This is a genomic window from Pseudoalteromonas sp. S16_S37, from assembly GCF_014694405.1.
Lineage (GTDB): Bacteria > Pseudomonadota > Gammaproteobacteria > Enterobacterales > Alteromonadaceae > Pseudoalteromonas.
The window spans coordinates 203,839-222,045 of the sequence record NZ_JAAUWV010000003.1 but is presented as its reverse complement, the minus strand read 5'-3'; the positions used below and the strand labels follow the sequence as shown (position 1 = coordinate 222,045).

Annotated in this window: 20 protein-coding genes; 7 read left to right on the top strand and 13 right to left on the bottom strand. The window is 43.1% G+C overall.

Going from position 1 to position 18,207, the window contains the following annotated elements; translation table 11 throughout:
- Positions 1-1,333, top strand: a 1,333-nt coding sequence (gene tnpC, locus HC733_RS03090) for an IS66 family transposase (protein WP_203219203.1), incomplete at its 5' end; no start/stop codon positions are given.
- Between the two features lie 37 nt (positions 1,334-1,370).
- Here the strand turns inward: tnpC and HC733_RS03085 are convergent.
- The 13 genes from HC733_RS03085 to hemA form a co-directional block, all read right to left on the bottom strand.
- Entirely contained in the window at positions 1,371-1,604 is a 234-nt protein-coding gene (locus HC733_RS03085; RefSeq protein WP_190363586.1) for a cupin domain-containing protein, read from the bottom strand.
- Between the two features lie 180 nt (positions 1,605-1,784).
- Complete coding sequence (gene rlmM / locus HC733_RS03080; RefSeq protein WP_190363585.1) at positions 1,785-2,870, bottom strand: 23S rRNA (cytidine(2498)-2'-O)-methyltransferase RlmM; 1,086 nt, start codon at positions 2,868-2,870, stop codon at positions 1,785-1,787.
- 12 nt (positions 2,871-2,882) lie between these two features.
- Complete coding sequence (locus HC733_RS03075) at positions 2,883-3,251, bottom strand: DUF423 domain-containing protein (protein ID WP_190363584.1); 369 nt, start codon at positions 3,249-3,251, stop codon at positions 2,883-2,885.
- Positions 3,244-3,873: an alpha/beta fold hydrolase gene (locus HC733_RS03070; protein WP_190363583.1), complete on the bottom strand. Its 630-nt coding sequence runs from the start codon at positions 3,871-3,873 to the stop codon at positions 3,244-3,246. Before HC733_RS03070 ends, HC733_RS03075 begins: the two co-directional genes overlap by 8 nt.
- Positions 3,873-4,766, bottom strand: coding sequence for a transcriptional regulator GcvA (locus HC733_RS03065; protein ID WP_190363582.1), 894 nt, complete (start codon positions 4,764-4,766; stop codon positions 3,873-3,875). The genes HC733_RS03070 and HC733_RS03065 overlap by 1 nt, the downstream gene beginning before the upstream one ends.
- 56 nt (positions 4,767-4,822) lie before the next feature.
- Entirely contained in the window at positions 4,823-5,677 is an 855-nt protein-coding gene (gene kdsA / locus HC733_RS03060; RefSeq protein WP_190363581.1) for a 3-deoxy-8-phosphooctulonate synthase, read from the bottom strand.
- Between the two features lie 12 nt (positions 5,678-5,689).
- Positions 5,690-6,937, bottom strand: coding sequence for a DUF819 family protein (locus HC733_RS03055; RefSeq protein WP_190363580.1), 1,248 nt, complete (start codon positions 6,935-6,937; stop codon positions 5,690-5,692).
- Positions 6,938-6,960: 23 nt separating this feature from the next.
- A complete protein-coding gene (locus HC733_RS03050) occupies positions 6,961-7,764 on the bottom strand; it encodes a tetratricopeptide repeat protein (protein WP_190363579.1) in 804 nt (267 codons plus the stop codon).
- A gap of 186 nt (positions 7,765-7,950) precedes the next feature.
- The gene (locus tag HC733_RS03045) at positions 7,951-8,325 is read right to left on the bottom strand and encodes a SirB2 family protein (RefSeq protein ID WP_190363578.1); all 375 of its coding nucleotides are present in this window, start codon (positions 8,323-8,325) and stop codon (positions 7,951-7,953) included.
- Positions 8,326-8,335: 10 nt separating this feature from the next.
- Complete coding sequence (locus HC733_RS03040; protein WP_190363577.1) at positions 8,336-9,886, bottom strand: response regulator; 1,551 nt, start codon at positions 9,884-9,886, stop codon at positions 8,336-8,338.
- A gap of 34 nt (positions 9,887-9,920) precedes the next feature.
- Positions 9,921-10,775 (bottom strand): peptide chain release factor N(5)-glutamine methyltransferase, encoded by an 855-nt coding sequence (gene prmC, locus HC733_RS03035; RefSeq protein ID WP_190363576.1) that lies wholly within the window; start codon positions 10,773-10,775, stop codon positions 9,921-9,923.
- 2 nt (positions 10,776-10,777) lie between these two features.
- Entirely contained in the window at positions 10,778-11,863 is a 1,086-nt protein-coding gene (prfA, locus tag HC733_RS03030) for a peptide chain release factor 1 (RefSeq protein ID WP_190363575.1), read from the bottom strand.
- A gap of 7 nt (positions 11,864-11,870) precedes the next feature.
- The gene (gene hemA, locus HC733_RS03025; protein WP_190363574.1) at positions 11,871-13,127 is read right to left on the bottom strand and encodes a glutamyl-tRNA reductase; all 1,257 of its coding nucleotides are present in this window, start codon (positions 13,125-13,127) and stop codon (positions 11,871-11,873) included.
- Positions 13,128-13,210: 83 nt separating this feature from the next.
- Here hemA and lolB point away from each other — a divergent pair, with 83 nt between their 5' ends.
- The 6 genes from lolB (at position 13,211) to ychF (ending at position 18,201) form a co-directional block, all read left to right on the top strand.
- A complete protein-coding gene (gene lolB / locus HC733_RS03020) occupies positions 13,211-13,795 on the top strand; it encodes a lipoprotein insertase outer membrane protein LolB (RefSeq protein ID WP_238937412.1) in 585 nt (194 codons plus the stop codon).
- 1 nt (position 13,796) lies between these two features.
- Positions 13,797-14,666: a 4-(cytidine 5'-diphospho)-2-C-methyl-D-erythritol kinase gene (ispE, locus tag HC733_RS03015; RefSeq protein WP_190363572.1), complete on the top strand. Its 870-nt coding sequence runs from the start codon at positions 13,797-13,799 to the stop codon at positions 14,664-14,666.
- Between the two features lie 60 nt (positions 14,667-14,726).
- Complete coding sequence (locus HC733_RS03010; protein ID WP_190363571.1) at positions 14,727-15,674, top strand: ribose-phosphate diphosphokinase; 948 nt, start codon at positions 14,727-14,729, stop codon at positions 15,672-15,674.
- Between the two features lie 169 nt (positions 15,675-15,843).
- Positions 15,844-16,458: a 50S ribosomal protein L25/general stress protein Ctc gene (locus tag HC733_RS03005; RefSeq protein WP_190363570.1), complete on the top strand. Its 615-nt coding sequence runs from the start codon at positions 15,844-15,846 to the stop codon at positions 16,456-16,458.
- Between the two features lie 19 nt (positions 16,459-16,477).
- Positions 16,478-17,062, top strand: coding sequence for an aminoacyl-tRNA hydrolase (gene pth / locus HC733_RS03000; RefSeq protein WP_190363569.1), 585 nt, complete (start codon positions 16,478-16,480; stop codon positions 17,060-17,062).
- 47 nt (positions 17,063-17,109) lie between these two features.
- Positions 17,110-18,201: a redox-regulated ATPase YchF gene (gene ychF, locus HC733_RS02995; protein ID WP_190363568.1), complete on the top strand. Its 1,092-nt coding sequence runs from the start codon at positions 17,110-17,112 to the stop codon at positions 18,199-18,201.
- The last annotated feature ends 6 nt before the right edge of the window (positions 18,202-18,207 follow it).

Below are 18,207 nucleotides of genomic sequence, written 5' to 3'. Positions count from 1 at the left end.
GAGCAAAAAAAGCAAACCGCATAGACGAAAAAACAAAGCTCAGGCAGCGCAAATAAACCCAGAAGTAATTCACCACAAACACGCAGACTTACAAAAAGGTGATAACTGCCCAGAATGCCCAACAGGTAAGTTATACAAATTTGAGCCAGCGACTTTTTTAAGAATTACCGGACACAGCCCGTTTAAACCAGAACAGCACGTGATGGAGCGACTGCGCTGTAATGCCTGTGGTGCCTACTTTACCGCGCCAGTCAGTGATGAGGTGATTGCCGATGGTGCACTACATCAAAAGTATGGTTACAGTGCCCGTGCCTTAATGAGCATCAGTAAATACTACGCAGGCTCGCCGTTTTATCGCCAAGGCAGTATGCAGGGTTTATTAGGTGTCTCTATCAGTGCATCGAGCATTTTTGACCAAATAGAGCAAGCAGCGAACGCCGTTTATCCAGTGCAAAGATATTTAACCGAGCTTGCTGCAACAGCAGAGCACTACTACTTAGATGACACCAAAAACCGCATCTTAAACCAAACCGCAGTGATGAAAAAATCGCGCGATGGCAAAACGCGAGAGCGCACAGGGGTTTATACCTCAGGATTAATTGCCACAGTCGCACAGCACAACATCATTTTATTTCAAACCAACATAGGCCATGCGGGCGAGTTTATAGATGAAATATTGCAAAAAAGACCCGCCGATTTAGCCGAGCCGATACTAATGAGTGATGCACTCTCAGCCAATAAACCCAGCAAAGTCATGGTAAAAACGAGTTTGTGTAATAGCCATGCACGACGGCAATTTTATGATGTACACAGTCACTTCCCAGAGGAAGTCGCATGGGTGATAGAAGAATATGGCAAAATTTGGCATCACGAAAACACAGTACAAGCGCAGAGCTTGCCAGCAGATAAACGGTTAGCCTATCACCAGCAACATTCGTTGCCGGTGATGTACCGTATTGCCAATTGGGGGCAAGCCCATTTAGACAAAGGCACAGTTGAAGCCAATAGTGGCTTGGGCAAAGCAATCAACTATTACCTAAAACACTTTGGTGGACTCAGTGCATTCTGTTGTATAGAAGGCGCCCAATTAGACAACAACACAATGGAAAACCAATTAAAGCTCATCATACGCGATAGAAAAAACGCGATGTTTAAAAAAACACAAGCGGGCGCGGACATCGGTGATGTACTGACTTCACTCATTGCCACCTGTGCAGATGCGGGCGTCAATGCGCTAGAGTATTTAACAGAACTACAGCGGCACAGTGACAAATTGCGATTAAACCCAGAACTTTACTTGCCTTGGAACTATAAATCACAACGCATAGACTAAATTCTGGACTCAAGCATATTTTTGATGGTGAGTTACGCTAACTTGCCGTAAGCTCACCAGGATTTAAAACGATATCTCCATCTGGCAACTGCAAAGTGAGTTGACCTTTAAAAACCATAAATAGCTCATCTTCGTTATCATGTTTATGCCAGACCAGTTCACCATCACCCTTGGCTATTTTCACCAGTTGCGAATTCGACTCAGCAATTATTTTTGGCGTCCAATGTTCGGTAAACTTGGAAAACTTTTCCTCTAAGTTGATTTTAGGCATACCTAATTCCTTTCTTATGACGATCATTTATTCACATATTTACACTGATGGATTGTGAAGTAAATGATTTAAAAGAAATTTTATATTTTCTAAAATACGACAATATAGTCAAACATAGATGAGAATTTAAGGGGGGAAGTCGCTCCTAGCGCGTTGCTTAGGAGCTACTGTGAGTACTCGTTAACTATAGAGTTTCTCGGGCACTTTGTTCACTTGAATATGAACCGTTACTTCTTCTCGGTCGTGATATAAATGCTTTGCTTGCAATGTGTAATCCACTTCATATTTAGCGAGTTCTTCATGAATCAGCGTTAAGCACTCATACACGCTATCAAAACGCTTTTTCATTGGTAATTTAAGGTTAAATATCAATTCTTTAGCAAAGGCATTAACTATCCAATCTAACATCAAGTTAGTGACCTTTAACGGCTTTTCGACCATATCACACACAAGCCAGTTGATATTGCGCTTTTCTGGTAAGTATTTAAAACCATCTTCACGGAAGTGTTTAACTTGCCCTGATTCCATCAACGCATCATTCATCGGGCCATTATCGATTGCAGCAACAAACATGCCTCGACGCACCAACTGATAGGTCCATCCACCTGGGCACGCGCCAAGGTCAACCGCCCGCATACCCGATTGCACGCGCTTTTCAACTTCATCTTTTGGCACAAATACATTAAATGCTTCGTCCAGTTTCAAGGTCGATCGGCTCGGTGCATCTGATGGCATTTTTAAACGCGGGATCCCCATAAAAAATGGAGAATTATTGTGACTAAACGAATACCCAACATAAGCCATATCATTGGCCAAAAATAAGACGTGTAGCACCGGCTTGGAAGGCTTGTGATCGCGGGTTAGCTTATTTTGCTTTTCCAAACTCTTTGCCAGTGGCGTCGAGAACTTTTTGCAGAATTTAGAAAGCTCTTTACCCTCGTTAGTATCGGGCGTTTCAACACGTAGATCACCACACAGCGGAAAATCGGCAGCTGCTGCTTTAACCTCGCTTACTCTGTCTTCTATGGGCATATTGCTAAGCAATTTACCCGCAAACCATTGTCTGGCAAATACGAGACTTTTAAAGTCAACCTGCTTAATGAGCAATTGTGAATCATCTGCTGAAAAGCACTCAAACGTTACAAAACCGGTGTTTGGTTTTGCTTTTACATAACCTGCAACCCCTTGTAAGGCAGCATGATGGTTAATTTCTGCAGCGGCGTCATTTTCAAACCCACTGCGGCAATAAATTACAACACTCGACATCTGTGCTCTCTTTTAAAAGGAATGCTTACTAATTTTAACGATTAACACTGCCCAAGCAGTAATAAAGCAGACGCCACCAATGGGCGTAATTGCGCCAAGCCATTTAATGCCTGTTACCGCAAGCAAGTATAAACTGCCACTAAACAGCATAATGCCCACAATAAATAACCAGCCTGCAAGCCCGACCTTAACACCCCACTTTAGTAATAACGCCACCGCAATTAACGCCAAACCATGGCTCATTTGATATTCACTGGCGGTTTTAAAAATAGCTAAAGCATAGTCATCTAAATACTTTTTCAGACCATGAGCCGCAAACGCGCCTAAAGCTACCGACAACATGCAAAAAACACTACCTGCCAGTAAAAACAGTTTAATCATGACAGTGCTCCTGCATAAATTGTGCGGCGCACTTTGCTGCATCTAACAAATGCTGCTGTTCGCTAAAGCCACTTTTTTTACGAGGTTTAAGTGAATGGTCACCATCAGCAAACCAAATGATAGAAGGCGCCTTGTCAAACTGCATTGGCGTAATCTCAGCTTGATTACCAAAGGTATCACGTTCCCCCTGTAAAATTAAAAATGGACAAGGGATCTCGCTAAAATGATCTGTTCTGAGCTTATCAGGCTTACCTGGTGGATGAAATGGATAGCCCATGGCAATCACCCCTTTGATAGGTGCTGCACTTTGTGTCGCCAACATCGAAGCCATTCTCCCGCCCATCGACTTGCCACCAATAAATAAGGGAAGCTTGTCATCGCTTTGCTCAAGAATATTAGCAAAGCAATCTAATAACTTAGGGGCTCTATCTGGTGGGCGTCGCTTGTTTAGCGCTTTGGCTTGCTGCATATAATCAAAATCAAACAACGCTACCTGAATACCTTGCTCGCATAGGTGCTGTGCCATGGTTTGCATAAAGTCTGAATCACTACCCGCCCCAGCTCCATGGGCAAAAATAAATTGAGCGACGGGTTTTTCGCCCTTAAACCATTGTATTGTCATTACAATTGCTCTTGTTCTACGAGACTGAGCATCCAATCTCTAAATGATACGATTTTTCCTAGTTCGGCTTGCGACTCTCTGAGCACCAAGTAGTAAGCATTTTTACTTTCAAGCACATGATTAAAAGGAATAATTAAACGTCCAGAGTCTAAGTCAGGTTTTGCCAACACACTGTTGCCAAGCGCAACACCTTGACCATGCACAGCCGCCTGAAGCACCATGGAGGAGTGGCTAAATATCGGTCCCGCATTCACCTGTACATTGCGTACGCCCGCCGTTTTCATCCATGCTTTCCATGCTCGACGAGAGGTATCATGAAGCAACGTGTGCAAGGCCAAATCACTTGGCTGATCAAGGGGCTTCGGTCCATTAAGTAACAGGGGACTACATAACGGCACTAAGTATTCGGTGTGCAATTTGTGCGTTTGTACGCCACTCCAATGTCCTCGACCGTAGTAAATAGCCACATCAACATCATCAGTCAGTGAGTTTTCGTCATGATCTTGCGCTTTAATTCGTACATCTATCTCGGGATGTAACTCATGAAATAAGCTTAGCCGTGGCACTAACCATTGAATCGCAAAACTGGGCGTAAGACTTACAGTGAGAGAGCCTTTTGCACCTCGTGCTAGTAGTTTTTCCGTGGCATCAACGAGCTGGGAGAATATCTCTTTAATATCTAGAAAATATCCTTGCCCTTCTTCGGTTAATAAAAGTGAACGGTTTTTACGTAAAAATAGTTTTAAGCCCAAATGCTCTTCTAGGATCTTGATTTGGTGGCTCACAGCAGCTTGCGTTACGTAAAGCTCTTCAGCAGCCTTGGTAAAACTCAAATGCCTAGCTGCAGCTTCAAACGCTTTGAGCGCGTTCAAGGGGGGAAGTCGTCTGGACATGGGTAAGGGCCTTACAAATTATTCAAGCCCAACTTATATTGGGCCTGATGTTTTGCTTACAGATCAGCCGCGCTGGTATCAAGTGCTGGAAAGCTCTTAACCAGTTCATCAACCGCCTTCATTTGCTGTAAATACCCTTCTAACTTTGCCAACGGCAAAGCACAAGGGCCATCACATTTCGCTTCATTTGGATTTGGGTGTGCTTCAATGAACAAGCCAGCTAATCCTAACGCCATTCCGCTGCGCGCTAGTTCAGCAGCTTGTGCGCGACGACCATCAGCAGAATCGCTGCGACCACCTGGGCGCTGCAATGCATGAGTAGCATCAAAAATAACCGGTGCCATGTGTTTCATGTCATCCATACCCAACATATCAACCACCAAGTTGTTATAACCAAAGCTGCTACCACGCTCACATAAGATCACTTGGTCATTACCCGCTTCATTGAGCTTTTTGATGATATGGCGCATTTCATGCGGTGCAAGGAACTGTGGTTTTTTTACGTTGATCACGGCACCTGTTTTAGCCATTGCTACCACTAGGTCAGTTTGACGCGCTAAAAACGCTGGTAGCTGAATAATATCAACCACTTCAGATACTGGCTGAGCTTGATAAGGTTCGTGTACGTCGGTGATCAATGGCACATTAAAGGTGTTTTTGATTTCTTCAAAAATTTTAAGGCCTTCGTCCATACCAGGGCCACGGTATGAGTTTATTGAAGAGCGATTAGCCTTATCAAAAGACGCCTTAAACACATAGGGAATATTAAGCTTATTCGTCACTTCAACATAATGCTCAGCAATGCGCATTGCCAAGTCACGTGACTCAAGCACGTTCATACCACCAAATAGTACAAACGGCTTATCATTTGCGATCTCTATATTAGCTAGACTGATCGTTTGTGTATTCATATTTTTTCCAACTTAACTGCCAATAATGCGTAGCAACTGTCCACAGAGCCACGCCATATACGTACCCAACGCGTAACCTAGCACCGCTAACAACACACCAACCGGTGCGAGCGCGGGGTGAAATGCTGACGCTACAACTGGGGCTGATGCCGCCCCACCAATATTTGCTTTACTGCCCACAGCAACATAAAACACCGGTGCTTTGATTAATTTCGCGACTAAAAACAGTAAACCAATATGGATTAGCATCCAAATGGCACCAATGATCATGTACTTTGGCGCCTCAATAATTTTTGCGATATCCATATGCAAACCAATCGTTGCGATAAGGATATATAAAAAGCTTGCACCTACTTTAGATGCTCCCACAGCCTCAAGCTGCCTTGCTTTAGTAAAGGATAAACCTAAGCCAATCGTGGTTACTAAAACAATAATCCAAAACAGCTTGCTGTGCAGTGAAAACTTTTTCAACTCTGGGTAATTTTCTACAAAAAATGGTACCAGTAGATCAGCTGAAAAATGCGCAAGTCCGGTCGCCCCAAAAGCCAAAGCCAGCATAATCATAAAATCACGTAACTCAGGCTTACGAGCATGTTGCGCTTCAAACTGCTGCACTTTATCAATTAGTCGATCAATTGAACTGGTATCGGCACCCGTTTTAGCATCGATTTCTTTATGCCTTGCGGCAATTAGTAACAAGCCAGCCATCCATAAGTTAGCAACCACAATATCAACGGTGACCATCACAGTGAAAATCTCACCACCCGCACCGTATATTTCTTTCATGGCAAGCATATTTGCGCCACCGCCAATCCAGCTCCCCGCCAATGCAGCCATACCACGCCACAGCGCTTCAGGACCTGCACCGAGTAAATCAGGCATGATGGTAGCCACGATTAACAAAGCTATCGGGCCACCAATGACAACCCCAACGGTACCCGTTAAGAACATAATGATAGCCTTTTTGCCTAAGCCCATGATCGCTTTGAGATCAATACTCAAGGTCAGTAAAACCAGACAAGCAGGTAGCAAGAAATACTTTGCAACGGTATAAACGGCGTTATTATTGCCATCTACAATACCAAAGGTATTAAGCAAAGAAGGTAAGAAATAGCACATCAATAGTGCTGGAACATACTTATAAAACTTAGCCCAAAAGCCTTGTTTTAAGTTTGATGTATAAAATACGAAACCTAATATGAGCGCTAGTAGGCCCAGTATTACAGCATTATTGGTAATTAAAGCTGACTCTTGTGGCATGGCCATCCCCATTATTTTTATTATTAGTGGAGTATATTGTTGTGATCGGCAAGTTCCGCTATTTGATGTTCGATGATCTCAATCGTAGGGTCATCCGGACACTCATCAACAAAAAACTGTAAATCTGCTTTGGCCATTTTGGGACAATTCAGTTGGTTGAGCAAGTAACCTCTATCGCGGCGCTCGTACGGATCGTCACCAATGAGATCCATCAAAAGCTCAACACAACTCAAAGCATGGCTAAATTTGTCTACAGCTATAAAAGCCCATTTTTGCTGTGCTAGGTATAGCTTTACGGCTTCATCTCCCATCACCAATTCTAACGGCTCTTCTTGCTTTTCTGTTTCATTCTCAGGGGTGATGTACCATGTTTGTTGGCCGCTATTTGGATCGATTAAATACCCTTCGTCGTTACTAATGGCCACATGTACCATAACCTCACCTTGGCTAAGCGCCATATGAGCGTCAAAGTCTGCTCGCTGTAGTAAATGGCTTAACACCAAAGCTAAAGCTGTAGGCGAGCCAGAGCGCATTTTCAACGTGTAACATACACTATTTAGTAAATACTCAGGGACATCTTGATCACTACCACTGAATAACCACAGGGTATAGAACGCATCTAGCAAATTATCTAGCCGTTGATGTATTTGTGAGGATTGGTTGCAAAGTTGATCAACTTGGAGCTCCAATTCAGCCAACTGACAAAAGTTGTCCTCTAGTTTAGCTTGGGCGTCCCAGTGCAACTCTGCCTTGATACATCGAAGCAAAGGATCTTGAGGTATGTAATCTGCACTACCGTCTTGTTCTTCGAACCAGATATCAGTCATATATACCGCGTTAACTCACATAATTTAACAAACGAACGAATAGTCTATCACTTTTTGATAAAGACCCAAATAGCGAAGCTCTGAAGCTTGTGTGAATTATTTCTGCTCATAGCGCCTGTTTTGATAAAAACAAAAAAAGCGTATGGCGAAGCATACGCTTTTTGACACAAATGCAGCGCAATTCGATTACAAAATAAATGCTGCTTTAGACCCTGCTAAATAACCTATACCAAGCAATGACACCGTTGCTAACGCAAGGCCTGATAATTGTAGTGAACGGGTCTTGGCTTTGGCACTAACAACACCAAGAGCAATATACACCATAACTAAAATTATTTTTTCTAAAAGCCAAGGTTGGCTCAACGGGTTGATACTTCCCATAATCAGCAATGATATGGCAGAAACAAGCAATAATGTGTCAACGCTGTGACTGGCTATAAATACACCTTTATGTGCGGCTATTTTCCCAGAAGCCAAGCGAGACACTGCTCGCGTATAAAACAATACAATACTCAAAGCTGCAAATAACAGGTGGGTGTGTTTTAGTGCTAAATAATCCATAAGGTCTCTATTATTGTTGTTGATCAGGATAGCGCGTCAAAATACCTTCAACATCATCAATATGTGCATTCAGTATATCAACCAGTTTGGGGTCAAAGTGTTTGCCCTTTTGTTTATTGATTTCTGCTAACGCTTGCTCTTTAGTCCAAGGAGCCTTGTAACAGCGCTTGTGCCGAAGAGCATCATATACATCCGCAAGCGCGACAATACGGCCAAAAATATGAATATCTTCACCTTTTTTGCCTTCAGGATACCCTGTCCCATCCCACTTTTCATGATGTTCTTTAGCTATAATGGCGCCTGCATTGACAATTTCACGTCTTGAATTTTGTAATATTTTATAGCCTTTTAAAGTGTGAGATTTCATCACATCCCACTCTTTGTCATCCAATTTCCCCGGCTTATTCAAAATAGCGTCTGGAATACCGACTTTACCAACATCATGAAGCGGAGACGCCATTCTTAGTAACTCAACTTCGTGATGTTTTAAGCCTATATGTGTACCAAAAAGTTCACACATGTAGGCAACGCGTTTAACGTGATTACCTGTTTCAGTTGAGCGTTGTTCAAGTGCTTCACTCAAACGATATACTAATTCTTGCTGAGTGCTTTCTATTTCAGCTTGCAACTGCACATTTTCGTATGCCAGCTGCACATTTTGCGAAAATATTTTTATTAGGTGTTTTTGAGTATCCGTTAAAAACTCCGGAATACCTGACACAAATAACATCGAGCTATGATTATACTCACTAGAGCAATAAGCAAATAGGTAGTTATTTTTATATACTATGCCTTTGTTATTAAGTGCCTGATTACACGCCTCTAGCTGCTCCGGTGTCAGCACCTCGGTGATCGGCTTACCTTCACAACGTTCAAACTCGCCCCTACCTGTAAATACAATGAGTTGCCCACTAGATTTACTACTTTGATTGCTTGCAACCAATGAGGTCGCATACATCGCCTCGTCTACCGTGCCAAGTAAAGAGGTTAACTGTTGCATCACACCTTGTATGAAGTGTTCGATAGAATGGGTTGCAAATATATCCCGAGAAGCGCAGATGATTTTTTCGAGTCCCTGACGAGATTGTTCAATCGCCAAAATGTCACGATAAGACCGCAGGCTAGACATGACCACAGTAAATAACTTTTGTGCGGTCAGCTCGGTTTTTGATTTGTAATCATTTATATCATAGTTAACAATAACTTGACGTTCAGGCGCTTGGCCTGGTTGCCCTGTTCTTAAGATAATTCGGATATGGCCGTTTTTTGCTTCTTCACGAATAAACTTGGCAACTTGTAGGCCTGCATCATCGGTTTCCATGACCACATCAAGTAACACAATGGCAGCGTCAGGATGGTCAGATATAACCTTACGAGCTTCTTCGCCAGAATATGCACTTAAAAATTCTAATCGCTTTTTTTGAAATTCAAAATCACTGAGCGCTAACTTTGTCACAGCATGAACTTCAGGTTCATCGTCTACAATGATGACCTTCCATTTACCGCTGTTTTCCGGCTCAATTATTTCGTTTGGTTCATCAGAAAACAAAAAATCATCCATATAGGGATCCTTCAAGTGCACATCTACGTCATTATTATGGGGACTCCCCTAGCCATTGAGCTAGAGTTACGCGATCACAGCCTGCCATATCTTTAATTGTAAGTATATTGCTATACGACATTTGTGCAAAATACTGCTGCAATTTAGTAGCTTGTCTAAACCCGTGCTCGATAAGCAAATAGCCGCCTTGGTTAAGATGCCTTTTGCCTTGTGCAATAATTACTTTGATATCAGCCATGCCTTCATCATCAGCCACTAGCGCACTAAGTGGCTCAAACCTCACATCCCCTTGCGACAGATGGTGATCGTCGTGTTCTATATACGGTGGATTGCTAACTATCAGATCAAACTTACACTCACTAATTGCTTCATACCAATTGCTTTGCTCAATATAAATATTGTTAAAACCGAGCTTTTGCTGATTCCGCTTAGCTAGTGCAACTGCATCTGCTGAAAAGTCCAGCGCAGTTATCTGCCAATGAGGCTTTTCTGATGCCAAAGCTAAGGCGATAGCGCCAGTGCCAGTGCCAAGGTCAAGAACCTTTGCTTCTTCTGGCAAGGCCAAATCGAGTGCATATTCAACCAATGTCTCTGTGTCAGGGCGGGGGATAAGTGTGCTTGGATTAACTTCTAACGGTAAACTCCAAAACTCTCGCTCACCAATAATGTGTGCCACAGGCTCACCCATTTGTCGCCTTGCAACTAGCTCACTAAATTTCGCGTATTGTGCTTCGGTAAGTTCGCCATCAGGCCAAGCAAACAAATAACTTTTCGGCTTATCTATCACATGAAGGAGCAACACTTCACTGTCGAGTTTCGCACTATCTGAGGTGTCGCTTAAAAGCTGGGTAGCCCAAGCGATTGCTTGGGCAACTGTTCGTAAGGTCACGATTATTCGTCGCCCATTGCAGCAAGTAAGTCTGCTTGGTGCTCAAGTAAAAGTGGGTTAATTATCGCCCCTAAATCACCGGCAACAATTTCATTTAGGCGATATAAAGTCAGATTGATACGGTGGTCGGTAATACGGCCTTGTGGATAGTTGTAGGTACGAATACGCTCAGAACGATCACCACTACCAACTAGATTACGACGCTCTGATGCCTCTGCAGCTTGACGCTTTTCATCTTCTGCTTGTTGTAAACGTGCTCCTAGTACAGACAACGCTTTTGCACGGTTTTTATGCTGCGAACGCTCATCCTGACATTCAACCACAACGCCCGTCGGTAAGTGGGTAATACGTATCGCTGAGTCAGTTTTGTTTACGTGCTGACCACCGGCACCAGATGCACGGAAAGTATCTATTTTTAAATCAGCGGGATTGAGCTGAATGGCTTCGGCTTCTGGCACTTCAGCCATCACCGCAACGGTACATGCTGATGTGTGCACACGACCTTGTGATTCGGTTTCTGGAACACGTTGCACACGATGAGCACCCGACTCAAACTTCAATTTCCCGTAAACGCCGTCACCACTAATATTTGCAATGATCTCTTTATAACCACCGTGCTCGCCTTCGTTGGCACTGATCACTTCAACTTTCCATTTTTGTGTTTCAGCATAACGGCTATACATGCGGAATAAATCACCCGCAAAAATTGCGGCTTCATCACCACCTGTGCCCGCACGCACTTCCAAAAATACGTTGTTGTTGTCCTTTGGATCCTTAGGCAACATCAGTACTTGTAAATCATCTTCTAATTGCGCAATTGCGGCCTTGGCTTCTTTATACTCTTCTTGAGCCATTTCGCGCATATCAGGATCTGAGTCCTTTAGCATCTCTTCTGCCGTAGCAACATCTTCCTGAGCTTGCTGATAAGCTGCGAATGCCTTTACCACATCTTCTAGTTCCGAATACTCTTTTGACAGTGCACGAAAACGATTTTGATCCCCAATGACTCCTGGATCGCTCAGCATCGCTTGCACTTCTTCATGGCGCTCAGCTAAGGTCTCTAACTTACGATATACAGACTCTTTCATTAACCTATTATTCCTGATCAATACCTAATGTTTGTTTAAGTTGTGCCAACTGCTCAAAGTCTCCCATTTTTGCCGCGCTTTGAATCGCTTTTGTTGGAGCATGAGTCAATCTGTTCGTTAGCTTGTTGGCCAACTCTAGCAATACCTTTTCTGAAGGTTTGCCTGATTCTAGTTGGTTGAGTGCTTTTTCAACCAACTCTGCTTTAATTTTCTGGGCGCTGTCTCTGTATTGAACAATGACGTCCACAGATTTTAGCGAGCGTTGCCACAGGGCAAATTCTCGCGTTTTTCCTTCGATGATAGCTTGCGCTTGGCGGGCTGCTTGCTCTCGGCTTGCCATATTTTCGCTGACAATGGCTTGCAAGTCATCAACTGAATACAAATAGGCTGCATCTAAGTCCCCTACTTGGCTTTCAATATCCCTAGGTACGGCGATATCAACAAACAACATAGGTTTATTGCGGCGCTGTTTAAGTGCTTGCTCAACCACACCTTTACCAATAATAGGCAAGGTACTAGCCGTTGATGAGATAACAATATCAGCATTGTGCAACTCTTGTGGTAACTGAGCCAAAGATATCACCTGCCCTTGTACTTCATTGGCAAGCCCTTGCGCGCGCTCAATTGTTCTGTTGGCTACAGTGATAGACTTAGGGTGATGCTGATATAAGTGTTTAGCAACCAATTCTATGGTTTCGCCTGCACCAATCAGTAATACTTTGGTTTTATCAAGTTGACCGTAAATATGCTTGGCTAAATTTACTGCAGCGTATGCAACGGAGACTGCACTGGCACCGATATCTGTCTCGGTACGCACTTGTTTAGCTACAGAGAACGTTTTTTGAAACAAACGCTCAAAGGTTGGCTTAATAACGTTATGCTGCTTAGCACTATTATAGGCTTGCTTAATTTGCCCTAAGATTTGTGGCTCGCCAAGAACTAGAGAATCCAGTCCGCAAGCTACCCGCATCAGATGGTTAATTGCATCTTGGTTATGATGCACATACACATTATCGCTAAGCTGTGATTCATCAATATTATGAAAGCATGCAAGCCACTGAAGTAGCACTTGGGAATTCTCGCTCTCAAGGCTACAATAGATTTCGGTACGGTTACAGGTCGAGACAATAACTGACTCTTTAAATTGGCCATGTTGTGCCAGCTCAGTAAGAGCCTGAGATAATTGCTCAGGGGAAAAGGCGACTTTTTCGCGTAGTTCTACCGATGCAGTTTTATGATTTATACCAAGTGCTATGATGGTCATAGATGCCTGAATTGCCCGAGCCCTGTTTTAAAGCTGGCAATTTTACCAAAAATCAATCGAATATGGAAAGTAAGGAACATCATTTGACACGACTTCATTTGATTTTGCTCATGTTTTTTTTATTTATCAGTGGATGTGCGCAAAAAATATCCCCCTCCAAACAACAAATCAGTGATTGGAAAGTGCAATTGCAGTCACAATCCGCTTGGCAAGCGAGTGGAAAGTTAGCTTTTATCAGTGATACCGATCGCCAATCTGCTAATTTTAATTGGCATTATGACGATAGCAAACAACAGCTCATTTTAACCAGCTTTATTGGCACACGTATTTTGTCACTCAAAGAGTTCGCACAACACAGTGAATTGCAATACGACGGCAATACCTATGTTGACACTAACTCTCAGCAATTAGTCAAACGCCTCAGTGGCTTAGATTTACCAGTGGCACAAGCGCCCGCTTGGCTTACAGGAACCGTTGATAATCCAACTAATCAGTATGATGACCAAGGTCGGCTAACGTCAAGCGCTTGGACGGATGAAAACGGCCAACTTTGGCAAGCACAATATCAACAATTTTCATTGGTTGAAGGCATGTGGCTTCCTACTCGCATGAACCTTGCTCATGACAAAGTACGCATTAAAATTCAGCTCAACTCATGGCAGTTTTAGTATGACCTCGTTAACACTTATGGCGCCAGCCAAACTTAATTTATTTTTACATATCAATGCACAGCGCGAAGATGGCTATCACGAATTAGAGACCTTATTTACTTTTTTGGATTTCGGCGATGAACTGACCTTTACACTCTCTCGTGATGATAAAATTCACATTACGGGAGATACGGCTGACATTCCGTTAGAAGATAATTTAATTTATAAAGCGGCCATGGCGCTTCACCCTTACAAACAAGTTGAGCACGGTATTTGTGTACAATTAAGGAAGAAGTTGCCAATGGGTGGCGGCGTTGGAGGCGGCTCATCTGATGCCGCAACAACATTATTAGCAATTAATCAATTATGGAAATGCCATTTAAGTAACGAAAAGTTGGCACAATTAGGTCTCAATTTAGGTGCTGATGTGCCCGTTTTTGTTAATGGAAAAACAGCGCTCGCACAAGGTGTAGGCGAACAGCTAACCCCTGTAACCCTGCCCCAGCGCTGGTATTGCGTGGTATTTCCTAATGTCCATGTAAGTACCGCTAAGGTGTTTACTCACCCTGATTTACCCAGAGACACCAGCAAGCTTTCACAGCATTGGGAACTGTCAAATACCCGTAATGATTGCGAGGCTTTGGTTAAAAAGCTCTACCCCGAGGTTGAAAAGACCCTAGTGTGGTTGCTAAAATATGGGCCGTCTCGTATGACCGGAACCGGAGCGTGTTGTTTTGTTGAACTCGATTCAATGGATGCAGCACAGCGTGTGCTCAGTTCATTACCGTCATACTGGCAAGGCTTTATAGCCCCGAGCACCAATTTATCAACGGCCCATGTGCAGCTTGGTAATTGGCTCAAAAATGTAGAAGTAAATAGTTTAAGTTAGCCTGTTTTGACTCTGTCATTGCATGTTAGTCCAAAAATTCAGTGCCTGAGGAACCCTACCGTGCCTGACATGAAGCTCTTCGCTGGTAACGCAACACCTGAGTTAGCTCAAAAAGTTGCAAAACGTTTATTCATTGAATTAGGTGATGCTGTTGTTGGTCGTTTTAGTGACGGCGAAATCAGCGTTCAAATCAATGAGAACGTACGCGGATCGGATGTTTTCATTATCCAGTCAACTTGTGCCCCTACAAACGATAACCTGATGGAACTTATCGTTATGGTCGACGCATTACGTCGTGCCTCTGCGGGTCGTATTACTGCTGTAATCCCTTACTTTGGTTACGCTCGTCAAGACCGTCGTGTACGTTCTGCGCGTGTGCCTATTACTGCTAAGGTTGTTGCTGACTTCCTATCTAGCGTTGGTGTTGACCGTGTATTAACGGTTGATCTTCACGCTGAACAAATCCAAGGATTTTTTGACGTTCCTGTTGATAACGTATTTGGTAGCCCAGTACTGTTAGATGACATGAAAGAACGTGAATTTGAAGATGTCGTTGTTGTATCACCAGACATCGGTGGTGTTGTACGTGCACGTGCAATTGCAAAGCTACTCAATGATACTGACCTAGCCATCATTGATAAGCGTCGTCCACAAGCAAACGTATCACAAGTTATGCACATCATCGGTGACGTTGCTGGTCGTGACTGTATTATCGTTGATGATATGATTGATACTGGCGGTACACTATGTAAAGCCGCTGAAGCATTAAAAGAGCATGGTGCTAAGCGCGTATTTGCCTATGCGACTCACCCTGTACTTTCTGGTGCAGCTGCAGATAACTTACGTAACTCTGTCATCGACGAAGTTATCGTAACCGACTCTATTCCATTAACTGAAGAGTTACGCTCGCTTGATAATATCAAGGTGTTGACACTTGCAGATATGCTTGCTGAGACAATTCGTCGCATTAGTAATGAAGAGTCAATCTCAGCGATGTTCCAACACTAATTTCGTGTAAAAGCATTTCTGTAAATATCTAAAAAGCACCTCAAGGTGCTTTTTTTGTGCTTCTATGTTTTATTTATCACCCAGCAATGGTATAGTAGCGCGCCTTTTTAGGTAGGGTGTTTGGTCGCGAGCACCTTAAACTTTTATTTAAAAACTTTTTGGAGACATTATGTCTAACGAATTATATACATTGAATGCCGAAGTACGCGCTGAGTTAGGTACTGGTGCGAGCCGCCGCCTACGCCGTGCAGACAAGGTTCCTGCAATCCTTTACGGTGCAGACAAAGAAGCGCTAGCTTTAACTCTAGAGCACAACAAAGTAATCAAAGCACAAGAAGATGAAGGTTTCTACAGCCACATCCTTACGCTAAACATTGCTGGTGAGTCTGTTGAAGCTATCCTTAAAGACATTCAACGTCACCCATACAAGCCTAAGATCACTCACTTAGACTTCCAACGTGTAGATGCTAACCACAAGATCCACACTAAAGTGCCTGTACACTTCCTAAACGAAGCAAAAGCAACTAAAGGCGGTAACACTGTTGCGCACCACGTAACAGAAATCGACGTAACTTGTTTACCAGCGTCACTTCCTGAGTTCATCGAAGTAGACGTAGCAGCTCTTGAAGTTGGTGCTACTTTACACCTATCTGACATCAAGCTTCCAGCTGGTGTTGCTTCAGTTGAACTTGCTAAAGGTGAAGGTCACGACCAAGCGGTTGTTACTCTAAATGCACCTAAAGGCGCTGCATCTGAAGAAGCAACTGAAGAAGCTGCAGAATAATTATTAAGGTGTCAGCACCTTGAATAATATTCAAATGCTTGTGGGCCTGGCGAATCCAGGCCCCGAATATCAAAACACACGTCACAATGCTGGTGAATGGTTCATCCTCGAACTCGCCAAACGCTACAACTGCCAATTAAAACCAGACGCAAAACACCACGGTCTTACGGGTAAAATACTTATCAACAATCAAGAGTTTAAACTTTTGATCCCAACCACCTACATGAATTTAAGTGGTAAAGCGGTAAGTAGCCTAGCAAATTTTTATAAAATTCCCGTGGAAGATATCCTCGTTGCTCATGACGAAATGGATTTAGAACCTGGCACTGCCAAACTCAAAAAAGGTGGTGGTCACGGTGGACATAATGGCTTAAAAGACATTATTGCCAAAATGGCTAACAGTAAAGAATTCATGCGGTTGCGAATTGGTATTGGTCATCCTGGACACAAAGATAAAGTGACGGGCTGGGTGCTTGGTAAAGCCCCAAAAGAAGATCAAGAGAAAATTGACGCTGCGGTTGATGAGGCTGTGCGTTGCATGGAAATTTTAGCTAAAGACGGTGTGTTAAAAGCACAAAATAGACTACATTCATTTAAGCCGTAATTTAAAGTATATTGCGTTTATCTGAGTCAAATTAGGGTTTCAAAACTATGGGTTTTAAATGTGGCATTGTTGGTTTACCTAACGTTGGTAAATCTACCCTTTTCAATGCGTTAACTAAAGCGGGTATCGAAGCCGCAAACTTTCCATTTTGTACTATCGAACCAAATACGGGTGTAGTACCGGTTCCTGATAATCGCCTAAATCAATTAGCTGAAATCGTGAATCCACAACGTATTTTGCCAACGACTATGGAGTTCGTTGACATTGCAGGTTTAGTAAAAGGCGCATCAAAAGGTGAAGGCCTTGGTAACCAGTTTCTAGCTAACATCCGTGAAACTGACGCTATTGGTCACGTAGTTCGTTGTTTTGAAAACGAAAATATCGTTCACGTTGCGGGTACTATTGACCCAGCAGATGACATTGACGTGATTAACACCGAGCTTGTTTTAGCGGATATGGATGCAGCAGATCGTGCAATCCAACGTAATGCTAAAAAAGCAAAAGGTGGCGATAAAGACGCAAAATTCCAAAATATCGTGCTTGAAAAAGTTAAGGCTCATTTAGATGAAGGCCTAACATTGCGTTCATTGCAGTTAGATAAAGAAGAAAAAGAAGCGATAAAGCCGCTTAATTTCTTAACTATCAAGCCAACTATGTACATTGCTAACGTAAATGAAGATGGCTTTGAAAATAACCCTCACCTAGACAAAGTACGTGAAATTGCTGCGGCTGAAGATGCGGTTGTAATTCCTGTATGTGCTGCTATCGAAGCTGAATTATCTGAGCTTGATGAAGAAGATAAACTAGAGTTTATGGAAGATCTTGGTCTTGAAGAGCCAGGTTTAAACCTTGTGATCCGTGGTGGTTATGAGCTACTTAAGCTGCAAACTTACTTCACTGCAGGTGTAAAAGAAGTACGCGCTTGGACAATTCCAATTGGTGCAACTGCACCGCAAGCTGCAGGTAAGATCCACACTGACTTTGAACGTGGCTTTATCCGCGCACAAACTATCGCTTTTGACGATTACATTCAATATCGTGGTGAAAGTGGTGCAAAAGATGCGGGTAAATTCCGCCAAGAAGGTAAAGATTATATCGTCAAAGATGGCGATGTAATGAACTTCTTATTTAATGTTTAACCAACA

What these genes read in the sequence shown, in the direction of transcription:
- hemA (WP_190363574.1), bottom strand. Translation starts at nt 13,127, where the DNA reads ATGACCATCATAGCACTTGGTATAAATCATAAAACTGCATCGGTAGAA.
- HC733_RS03085 (WP_190363586.1), bottom strand. Translation starts at nt 1,604, where the DNA reads ATGCCTAAAATCAACTTAGAGGAAAAGTTTTCCAAGTTTACCGAACAT.
- HC733_RS03040 (WP_190363577.1), bottom strand. Translation starts at nt 9,886, where the DNA reads ATGGATGATTTTTTGTTTTCTGATGAACCAAACGAAATAATTGAGCCG.
- HC733_RS03070 (WP_190363583.1), bottom strand. Translation starts at nt 3,873, where the DNA reads ATGACAATACAATGGTTTAAGGGCGAAAAACCCGTCGCTCAATTTATT.
- rlmM (WP_190363585.1), bottom strand. Translation starts at nt 2,870, where the DNA reads ATGTCGAGTGTTGTAATTTATTGCCGCAGTGGGTTTGAAAATGACGCC.
- HC733_RS03055 (WP_190363580.1), bottom strand. Translation starts at nt 6,937, where the DNA reads ATGCCACAAGAGTCAGCTTTAATTACCAATAATGCTGTAATACTGGGC.
- HC733_RS03075 (WP_190363584.1), bottom strand. Translation starts at nt 3,251, where the DNA reads ATGATTAAACTGTTTTTACTGGCAGGTAGTGTTTTTTGCATGTTGTCG.
- kdsA (WP_190363581.1), bottom strand. Translation starts at nt 5,677, where the DNA reads ATGAATACACAAACGATCAGTCTAGCTAATATAGAGATCGCAAATGAT.
- HC733_RS03050 (WP_190363579.1), bottom strand. Translation starts at nt 7,764, where the DNA reads ATGACTGATATCTGGTTCGAAGAACAAGACGGTAGTGCAGATTACATA.
- ispE (WP_190363572.1), top strand. Translation starts at nt 13,797, where the DNA reads ATGACCTCGTTAACACTTATGGCGCCAGCCAAACTTAATTTATTTTTA.
- prfA (WP_190363575.1), bottom strand. Translation starts at nt 11,863, where the DNA reads ATGAAAGAGTCTGTATATCGTAAGTTAGAGACCTTAGCTGAGCGCCAT.
- HC733_RS03045 (WP_190363578.1), bottom strand. Translation starts at nt 8,325, where the DNA reads ATGGATTATTTAGCACTAAAACACACCCACCTGTTATTTGCAGCTTTG.
- HC733_RS03065 (WP_190363582.1), bottom strand. Translation starts at nt 4,766, where the DNA reads ATGTCCAGACGACTTCCCCCCTTGAACGCGCTCAAAGCGTTTGAAGCT.
- HC733_RS03005 (WP_190363570.1), top strand. Translation starts at nt 15,844, where the DNA reads ATGTCTAACGAATTATATACATTGAATGCCGAAGTACGCGCTGAGTTA.
- ychF (WP_190363568.1), top strand. Translation starts at nt 17,110, where the DNA reads ATGGGTTTTAAATGTGGCATTGTTGGTTTACCTAACGTTGGTAAATCT.